This is a genomic window from Streptomyces sp. MK37H (genome assembly GCF_018035285.1).
Taxonomy (GTDB): Bacteria; Actinomycetota; Actinomycetes; order Streptomycetales; family Streptomycetaceae; genus Streptomyces; species Streptomyces endocoffeicus.
Window position 1 is genome coordinate 48,598 of sequence record NZ_JAAAYH010000010.1, and the last position, 9,774, is coordinate 58,371.

The following is a 9,774-nucleotide window of genomic DNA, read 5'->3' on the forward strand; positions in this document are numbered from 1 at the left end:
ATTACTTTGCACATGTTTAACACGACAGCTTGACTCCTGGCCCCTAACGGCCCCCAGATTAGGGGGTAGTGGCCCGGGTGAGGGGGCCTTAGGGGGCGCCCGCCTGTGTCCCGCGCCACGTCGGGACGGGCGCGGTACCCGCATATAGCGCGTACCTCGAATAGCGGTTACTAGGGGTTGTGGCCCAGGAGAAGGGCTCATAGCCTCACGGAGTCAGCATCTCGGACGAGCGTGGTCGACGCGCCCCACCGTGCACTCGTGCCCGGCCCCTCAGTGCAATCGCGGGGATGTACTCCTTGAGCCAGATCAAGCCCGATGATGTGGGCCTTATTCGGATATTGCAAACGGAAACTCCGAGCAGTTTCCGGCTGATCTGTTTCCCGGAATCCGCCCACTCCACCGCGTACTACCTCTCACTGTCCGAGCTTCTGCTGCCCACGGTGGAGGTGTTGGCGATCCAGTACCCCCTGTATGCCGGGCTCGAGGACGACGAGCGGCTGACCGACTCCGCCGACCTCGCGGACCGGATTTTCGGTGCGCTGGGGGAGTGGATGGACCGCCCGCTGGCCTTCTTCGGCCACCGGGCCGGCGCCGACCTCGCCTACCGCGTCGCCGAGCGCGTGGAACGGGAGACCGGGACGCCGCTGCTGACCCTGTTCGTCTCCGGCCGGACGGCGCACTGGGGCATGACCCTGGGGCCCCCGGCGCTCGGCTGCCGGATCGTCGCCCTCGCCGGTGAGGGCGACCCCAAGACCCCGCTGCGCGGCGTACGGGCCTGGCGGCGGCGGACGAGCGGACGATTCGACCTCGAGGTGTTTCCCGGTGCCCGCTACTACCTCGACTCGAGCCGGAGAGAGGTCGTCAACCTGGTGCACGACCAGCTGCTCTCCCAAGTCCCCGTCGACGCCGAGTGGGAAGCCGGCGCCGAAGACCAGGGAGCCTAGGGGGGACCCGCCCAGGGCTGCCCGTACTCCTGAGCGAAAAGGAAAAGAGTACGTTCGATGACCGCGAAGATCTACGCGCTCGACTCGGTGCAGACCCTGGCCGACTTCGAGCTGGACGCGCTGCGCGTCGCCGATGTGATCCGCGAGCACGGGGTGACCCACGGCGACCGCGTCATCTTCAAGGCGGGCAACTCCGCCGCCTATGTGAGCGTGCTGTTCGCGCTCATGCACGTGGGAGCTTCCATCGTCCTGATCGACCAGCAGGAGCACCCGGACGAGACCCGGCGGATAGCGCGGCGCACCGGCGCCGGGATCGCCTTCGTGGACGACGACGCCCCGATCCACGACGACATCCGTACGGTGAACCTCTACGAGCTGATCGCCCCGGCCGCCGGGCGCCCGCTGACCACCCGGGAGCTGGACTTCGACGCCTGGGCCGACCGGCGCGACGGCCTGATCATGTGGACCTCCGGCTCCACCGGCGAGCCCAAGGGCGCCGTCAAGTCCGGCCGTAAGTTCCTCACCAACCTGGAGCGCAACGCCGCCCAGGTCGGGCACCGGCCGGACGATGTGCTGCTGCCGCTGCTGCCCTTCGCCCACCAGTACGGGCTGTCCATGGTGCTCATCGCCTGGCTCACCCGCTGCTCGCTGGTGATCGCCCCGTACAAGCGCCTGGACCGGGCCGTCCAGATGGCCGGGCGGACCGGCGCCACGGTGATCGACGCCACCCCGTCCAGCTACCGCACCATGCTCAACCTGGTCGGCCGGAAGCCGTCGCTGCGGGCGCGGTTGGAGGGCGTCCGGATGTTCTGCTCGGGCGCCGCGCCGCTGGACGGCGCGCTCTCCGAGCGCTATGTGGCCGAATTCGGACTGCCGCTGCTGGACAGCTACGGCAGCACCGAGCTGGGCAACATCGCCTTCGCCACTCTGGAGAACCCGGTCTCCTGCGGCCGGGCCATGGACGGCATCAAGCTGCGCGTCATCGACGAGGACGGCCACCCGGCCGCCCCCGGCGAGGCCGGCGAGATCGAGGTCGACACCCCGGACGCGCTCGAGGGCCACCTCGCGGCGGACGGCACCATCGACGCCGTGCCCACCGGCTGGCAGTCCACCGGCGACCTCGGCTACCTCGACGGACAGGACAACCTCTTCGTCCTGGGGCGGAAGTTCGCGGTGCACCGCTCCGGCTACACGCTCTACCCCGAGCTGATCGAGCGGAAGGCGGCCCTCGCCGAGATCTCCACCCGGATCGTGCCGCTCCCCGACGAGCGCCGCGCCGGTGACGAGCAGCTGGTCTTCTTCGTGGAGGACGAGGAGCTGCGGGACGCCAAGCACTGGCGGGAGCGGCTCTGCCAGGTGCTCCCGGTCTACGAACAGCCCAACCGGGTCGAGGTGCTGGAGAACTTCCCGCTCAACCGCAACGGCAAGCCGGACAAGCGCCGCCTCGAGCAGCTCGCCCAGGGTCTCGCCCAGGGTCTCGCCCAGGGCTGAGACATGACAGGGGGAGCCGACGGCGCGCGACGGCTCCCCCTGTGCGTGACGCCGCGGCCGTCAGTCGTACGGAAGCTCCAGCGGCGCGAAGGTGTCGAAGAGATCACCGGGGCCGGGGTTGTCCGGATGGGTGGTGCCGCCGAGGTGGCGGAGCACGCCCCACACCGCGTTCAGCGCCGTGGTCACCGCTCCCTCGGCGAAGCCGGCCGTCCAGGAGACATCGTCCCCGCACAGGAAGAAGCCCTGCTGCCCCGGATCCATCCCGTCCTGCATGAACTGGGTGAACAGCCGCCGCTGATAGCGGTAGTGGCCGGGCAGGTTGTTCTTGAAGGCCCCCATGAAGCGGGGCTCGGTCTCCCAGGTGACGGTCAGCGGCCCCGCGATGATGTGCGACCGGATGTCCACATCCGGATAGATCGCGGCCAGCTTGGTCAGCAGCGTCTCCAGCCGCTCCTCGGCCGAGAGCGTGGCGACCTTCAGCGAGTCGTCGTTCCAGGTGTACGACAGGCACATCACCCCGGGCCGGTCGGGCCCGTCATCGAACAGATAGACCCCGCGCGGCATCCGGTCGGTGAGCGTCATGCTCATCGCGTCGTGGCCGGTCGCCGGGTCGGTGTCCCGCCAGAACGGCCGGTCGACCAGGACGAACAGCTTGGACGCGCCCATGTAGTGGGTGCGCTCCACCGCCGTCCACAGCGGAGTGGACAGCAGCGTTGAATCACAGTCGACCCGGTTCAGCAGCGTCCACACATGCGGGCTGAAGACCACCGCGGGGAACTCGCGCTCCTCGCCGCTCTCGTCCGTCACCCGGATGCCGTCGGCGGTCCGCCGCAGCCGGGTGACCGCGGGCCGGGGCCGGCCGCCGTGCAGCGAGGCCAGCGAGGTGCCCCGCGGCCAGTGCCGAAGCGTCTCGGGCCGGTGCTCCCACAGCCCGTTCGGCACCTGGGAGGAGCCGCCGACTATGCCCACCTGGTTGTCGTCGGCCTCGGTGACCACGACACGCAGGATCTCCAGCACCGAGTTGGGGAAGTCGGTGTCCCAGCCGCCGGTGCCGAAGCCCACCTGGCCGAAGATCTCCCGGTGGCGGAACGACTGGAAGGTGGAGGAGGTGGCGAGGAAGCCGTAGAAGGACTGGTCGTCGAACTCCTTGACCAGCGAGTTCCATACGGTCTTCAGCGTGCTGACGTCCCGCCGCTGGATGGCGTCCCGCAGCGTGGCCAGGTCGGCCCGCTCCTGGAGCGCCTTTTCCCAGGCGTCGGCGACCTCCTGGTAGACCTCCGGGAGCTCGCCGGCGGTGCGTGCCCGGTCCTGGCCGCCGTTCAGGTCGATCAGCGTGCTCGCGGTGGCCGGCGCCAAAGGATTAGGGAAAGGACGAGTGGACAGGGCCAGCAGATCGATGTAATGGAACAGCGATCGGGCGGCGACGGGAAAGCGCATGGCGCCCATCTCCGCCTTGTATTCCGGATTACCGGGGAAGGGCGTGGAACGCATCCGGCCGCCCAGTTGCTCCGCTTCATAAAGAACTGGGGAAAGCCCTAGTCGTAGAAGCTCATAGGCCGCGGTAACTCCGGACATCCCGCCGCCGATGACGGCGACTTCGGTTCCGTGCATCGCAGCAGGCAGGGCGCCCAGACCCGCTGGATGGGACAACCATCTGTCGTAGGAAAAGGGGAAATCCGGCACGAGCATCGTCGTGGCGGACGCGGTGGCGCACGTCATGGCATCAACCTCGTTGGGGCCGAGTGGCTTCGCGGGGAGATCAGGCGGTGTAAGCGACATCGAAATCCAGGCTCGCGGGCAGTTCTCGGCGCTGGCTGATGTTGATCTTCCGGTAGACACGGGTCAGGTGCTGTTCCACCGTGGAGATCGTGATGAAAAGCTTAGCGGCGATCTCGCGGTTGGTGTAGCCGGAAGCTGCTAGTGCTGCCACTCGACTTTCTGCATCGGAGAGTTCGGAAAAGGCGGCGGTATCCTCTCCGGTACGGGCCGCCTCCGACAGGGCCGAACGGGCCGGAGTGCGCTGCAATGAGCGGGACAGCTCGTCGGCGCCGCAGCTGTCCGCGAGCCGCAGGGCCCGACGGGTCATCAGCCGGCTGGTGTCCAGATCACCGAGCTGCTTGTGCGCCTCCGCCAGGTCCGCCAGCGCCCGCGCCATCTCGTACCAGCCGCCGCTCGCCTGGAGCACCCCCACCGCCTGCTGGAGCAGCGCGATGCGCTCGTGGCGCGGCCGGGTGGCGGCCAGGACCCGCAGCGCGGCGCCCCGGGTGCGCGAGGAGGACTCCCCGGCCAGCTCGAGCTGCTCCTCCGCCAGCCGTGCCGCCCGCTCCTGGCCGCCGAGCGTCAGCCAGGTCTCGGCGGCGCCGAGCCGCCAGGTCAGGGTGGCGGGCGAGTCAAGGCCCCAGTCGGCCATCTTCTCGCCGCAGGCGCGGAAGTCGGTGAGGGCCGCGTGCTGCCGGCCGGTGGCCAGCTGGTGCCGGGCCCGTGCGTAGAGGTAGTGCAGCCCGAAGCGGTTGCGGTACATCTCGTCCGGCACCGGGCGGGCGAGCAGTTCGGCCGCCGCGTCATGGTTGCCCATCGAGGTGTGGGCGTTGATCAGCATCCCCAGCGGCATGCCGACGGTGACGCCCCAGCCGCGCGCCGGAAGCTCCTCAAGCGCCCGCTCCGCGTACCGGACCGTGTCCCGCAGCCGCCCCACGCGCAGCGCGATCTGGGCCCGCAGCACACAGAAGTAGGCCAGCAGCGCCTTGGCGCCGCGCTCCGAGGTCTCCTCGATCAGCCGGTCGCACCAGGTGGTGGCGGTGGCGTGGCGGTCGGCGTACACCAGCGTCTGGAGGGCGGCGTGCACCGTCAGCATCGTGCGGTCGGAGAGCCGGACGGTCTCCAGCACCCGCTCCGCGGCCCGTACGGCGCGCTCGTCGACCCCGCGGCTCAGTACGGTCAGCAGCGCGCGGAACGCGGTCAGATGGGGCGACTCCGGGGTCTGGTCCGGCGACAGCGGGACGTCCCACGGACCGTCGTCCTCCTCCTGGTCCAGGAAGGGCCGCAGTTCGGGGTGGTCGGGGTAGGTGGAGGACAGCGCGAGCCGGATGGCCCGCAGCCCGGTGTCCAGCTCGGTGCCCGGGTGCTCGGCGGCGGCCCGGCTGACCTGCTCCAGCGCGGCGGCCGCCTCGTCCATCCGGCCCAGCCCCAGCAGTCCGATGACGACCGGGATGGTCTCGGGGGCGGGCAGCATCCCGCTGCCGGCCGGACCGGCCAGCGACTGCAGTCGCCGCATCTGGGACAGCGGGTTGAACGGCCACATCGCCTGCACCATCGTGGCCTGGAGCTGAAGCGCCTCGCGCTCGTCGGTGGTGTAACGGTCGGCCATCTGCAGGCAGTTCATCGCCAGTTCCCTGCGGTCCGCGGCGATGGCGTGCACGGCCGCGTCGCACAGCGCCTGCGTGATCCACTCCTCGACCGGCTCGGGAGCCTCGTGGCTGAGCAGATGGCGGGCCACGTCGATGGGGTCGGCGCCCTCCTCGTACAGCAGCCGGGCGGCCCGGTGGTGCAGCGGGCCGAGCTCGTGCAGCTCCAGGTCGTCCAGGAGCACGGTGCGCACCGCGTCGCTGCGGAACCGCCCGCCGTGCAGGATCCCGACCTCGGTGAGCAGCGCGACGGACTGCCGTACCAGCCGCTCCTCGACCTCGATCAGCCTGCTCAGCAGGGGAACGGACGTGGCGTCACCCAGCAGCGCGATCCCATGGGCCACCCGGCGGTGGGCCGGGCCGCCGCGGTACACGCAGGACAGCGCCGCCTGCCGGAACAGCTCCCCGGCCACCGGGGCGTCCGTACCGGGCGCGGGGTCGAGGGGGCCGCGGGTGAGGCGGGAGAACCGGTCGTCCAGCAGACCGCGCAGCAGCAGCAGATTGCCGCCGGTCATCTCGTGGTACGCGGCGGCGTGCCGCCCGGCCTCCTCGGTGCCCAACTCCTCGGTCAGCAGCGTGGAGACACCCGCGACGGTGAGCGGGGCGAGCCGGACATGGCACACCTTCGGCTCGTGCAGCAACTCGTCCAGGGCGGTGGCCGCGGGGCCGCTCAGCGACCCGCGGCTCACCACGACGGACAGCGTCTCCGAGCGGCAGCGGCGGATGCCGTACGCCAGGCAGCGCAGCGACGGCAGATCGGCGAACTGGACGTCGTCGATGGCGATCAACAAGGGGGCGTCGCCGGTCAGTTCGTCGAGGGTGCGGTGGAAGTCCTGGAGCAGCGAGAGCTCGGCCTGGTCCGGGCCGTTCGGGTCGCGGAGCGCGTCGAGGCCGGGGCGCGGCCGGGAGCGCCGCAGATGGGTCGGCATGCCCTGGTAGAGCTGCTCGAGCACGGCGTAGGGGAACTTCTGCTCCGAGGCGGAGGCGACCGCGGGCAGCACCCGGACGCCGCGTCCGCCCGCCGTATCCGTCACGGTGTGCAAAAGTGCGGTCTTTCCCGATGTCACGGCGCCGCTGATGACGGCGAGCCGGCTTCCCTCGCGGGCGCCCTCGAAGAGGAGCCGATTGAGCCGGGCTATCTCCTGATCGCGCTCCACCAACACGTACGAAACACCTTCCCCGATTTTCCGTGTGCGCAGGGGTCTTGAAAGCGAATCACCGTGCATGGCGCACCTGGTAATGCGTCGTCCCCCGAGAGTTGAAAGTACCGTGCCGCTGTTCGGGTCCCCTGTCCCTTCCGTTGCTGCACCCTGTGCGGCGGCACCGCTGCTCTGCGTTATGTCGCGTGTTCCCCGCCCCACCCGGCCGGGTTGGGCATGCCAGCCCAGGATCACGGGTATGGGGTGGATGCGCACTCTAGCAGTGCTGTTGGTACGAAAAGATGACCGTCTCGTCACGGGAGAAACTGTTCGATTACGGTTTCGTCCCCGGGGGTGAGTTGTGAAGTCCGGAGTCGACTCTCAGATCGGGCTTCGTCGCTGGTAGTTGAGGGGTTTCTGAGGGTAACACCCCTGTCGGATGTGAAAGTTGCGCAAAAGTGTAGGAAGCTGCTGAACCTTGAGTTCGCCCTCTCGCATCCCGTTGTGTGTGTTTCCCCTGTTCGATGGTCGGAGTCATCGTCGCCCCGGGCATCCATTAGCATCGCCGCGGCCACCGAATCGACCGCGGTGTGTCATGGGCCACTATGGGAACGGCTACTAGGGAAACAACTAGTTGCCCGAGCGAGAAACGGGAGGAAGTGCGCGTGGTCAACCAGAAGTTGACATTTGTCGTCGGCACCGGTCGGTGCGGTTCGACGGCTCTGTCTCAGATCATCAATATTCATCCGGATGTTCTCAGCATCAATGAATTGTTCGCCAGTATTCCCGACACGGAGGTACTGGACGAGGCTCCGCTGAGCGGTTCGGATTTCTGGGGATTTCTGTCCCGGCCCAATGTGATCACCAATAGCATGATCAAAAATGGCGCCATCCCGCCCGAGTTCCTCTACCACAGGATGCCCAAGCGGCGGTTCGACGCGGAGACCACCGGTATCCCGGCCATCAGCGTCATGGTGCTGCCCCATCTGACCGACGACCCCGACGCGCTCTTCGACGAGTTGGCGGCCGAGGTCACCACCTGGCCCACCCGCCGTCCGGCAGACCACTGGACGGCCCTCTTCGCCACCCTCGGCGCACGGTTCGGCAACCCCGGAACCGTCGTCGAGCGCACCGGCCTGTCCATCGGCCGCGTACCCGAGATGCACCGCGCCTTCCCCGAGGCCCGCTTCGTGCACATCTACCGCCAGGGCCCCGACTGTGCCGTCTCGATGAGCCGCCACTTCAGCTTCCGGATGATCCCGATGCTGTGGGAGATGGCCATCCACTGCGGTCTCGAGTCCCCGATGCAGCTGACGCCGCAGCACGCGGCCCAGCTCCCGCCCGACCTGGCCCCGCTGCTGAGCGACCGCTACGACCCGGCGCTGGTGTGGGACCGTCCCATCCCGATCGGCGCGTTCGGCACCCTGTGGTCCGAGACGATCGTCGACGGTCTGAAGAAGCTGGACGAGGTCCCGGCGGAGCAGCGCACCGCGCTGTCGTACGAGACCCTGCTGGAGGAGCCGGAGAAGGAGCTGATCCGGCTCGCCGAGTTCATCGGGGTGGAACCGCACCGCGACTGGCTGGACGCGTCCATCGCCCACCTCGACGGTGGCCGGCCCGGCGCGGCGAGCAAGCTGGCCGAGGAGGAGCTCACCTCGCTGCTGGAAGCCTGTAGCCCGGGGACGCGGGCGCTGGCCGCCCGCCAGTAGGGCGCATGTGGTCACCCGGCGGCGGCCGCCCTCCTGGAGGCCGGTCGCCGGGTGGCGCCCTGCTTCCCCCAGAGCTTTGCCGAGTTCCCCGCCCTGAGGGAGCTTCCCCGAGGGAGCTTCTCCGAGGGAGCTTCTCCGAGGGAGCTTCCCCGAGAGAGACCCATACGTTCTGGGCACGCAGTGGCGAGACGTCCATAGCCGGTGCCTATCATCGTGGTGTGCAGTTGCATCAGCTGCGTTATTTCGCCACCGTCGCGGAGACCCGGCACTTCACCCGCGCCGCGGAGCTCCTGCATGTCGCCCAGCCCTCGCTGTCCCAGCAGATCCGCGCCCTCGAACGGGAGCTGGGAGCCGATCTCTTCCACCGGGCGCGCGGCAATATCGCCCTCACCGACGCGGGAGAGGCCCTGCTGCCACTGGCCCGCCAGATCCTCGCCGACACCGAGACCGCGCACCGCGAGGTCCAGGAGGTCGCCCAGCTGCGGCGCGGCCGGGTGCGGCTGGGGGCCACGCCGAGCCTGTGCGCCAGCTTCGTCCCCGATGTGCTGCGCCGCTTCCACGACGAGTTCCCGGGCATCGAGCTGATCGTGGACGAGGGCGGTTCCCAGGATCTGGTCCGCACGCTCTCCGCGGGCGAGCTGGACCTCGCGCTGATCATCACCCCGGTGCTCGGCCAGGCCCCCGCCCTCTCCGCCACCGAGCTGCTGCGGGAGGAGCTGGTGGTGGCCTCCTCGCCCGCGTCCCCACCGCCCACCCGGCGCCGGCGGATCCAGGTCGAGGATCTCCGGGACCGCCCGATGGTGATGTTCCGGCGCGGCTACGACCTGCGGGAATTCACCACGGCGGCCTGCCGCGAGGCCGGTTTCGAGCCGTCCTTCACGGTCGAGGGCGGTGAGATGGACGCGGTGCTGGGCTTCGTACGGGCCGGGCTCGGCATCGCCGTACTGCCCGGGATGGTGGCGGCCCGGTCCGGTCTGCGGATCACACCGTTCGCGGGCCACGACATGCAGCGCACCATCGCCGTCGCCCACCGTAAGGACGTCGCGCCGCCCCGGGCCGCGCGGGAGCTGCGCCGGGTGATGCTCGA

6 protein-coding genes are annotated in these 9,774 nt (G+C 69.5%); 4 read left to right on the forward strand and 2 right to left on the reverse strand.

The window, feature by feature from the left end; all coding sequences use genetic code 11:
* Window positions 1-287: 287 nt before the first annotated feature.
* Window positions 288-944 (forward strand): thioesterase II family protein, encoded by a 657-nt coding sequence (locus tag GWI24_RS03170; RefSeq protein ID WP_210944357.1) that lies wholly within the window; start codon window positions 288-290, stop codon window positions 942-944.
* 57 nt (window positions 945-1,001) lie between these two features.
* A complete protein-coding gene (locus GWI24_RS03175) occupies window positions 1,002-2,435 on the forward strand; it encodes a class I adenylate-forming enzyme family protein (protein WP_210944358.1) in 1,434 nt (477 codons plus the stop codon).
* Between the two features lie 60 nt (window positions 2,436-2,495).
* Here the strand turns inward: GWI24_RS03175 and GWI24_RS03180 are convergent, their stop codons facing one another.
* Window positions 2,496-4,154 (reverse strand): NAD(P)/FAD-dependent oxidoreductase, encoded by a 1,659-nt coding sequence (locus GWI24_RS03180; protein WP_210944359.1) that lies wholly within the window; start codon window positions 4,152-4,154, stop codon window positions 2,496-2,498.
* Window positions 4,155-4,194: 40 nt separating this feature from the next.
* The gene (locus GWI24_RS03185) at window positions 4,195-7,002 is read right to left on the reverse strand and encodes a LuxR family transcriptional regulator (protein ID WP_210944360.1); all 2,808 of its coding nucleotides are present in this window, start codon (window positions 7,000-7,002) and stop codon (window positions 4,195-4,197) included.
* 581 nt (window positions 7,003-7,583) lie between these two features.
* On the opposite strand from GWI24_RS03185, the gene GWI24_RS03190 reads away from it, so the two are divergent.
* Window positions 7,584-8,687, forward strand: a complete 1,104-nt coding sequence (locus tag GWI24_RS03190; RefSeq protein ID WP_247615806.1) for a sulfotransferase — start codon at window positions 7,584-7,586, stop codon at window positions 8,685-8,687.
* Window positions 8,688-8,905: 218 nt separating this feature from the next.
* On the forward strand, window positions 8,906-9,774 hold an 869-nt coding region (locus GWI24_RS03195; protein WP_210944362.1), incomplete at its 3' end, for a LysR family transcriptional regulator.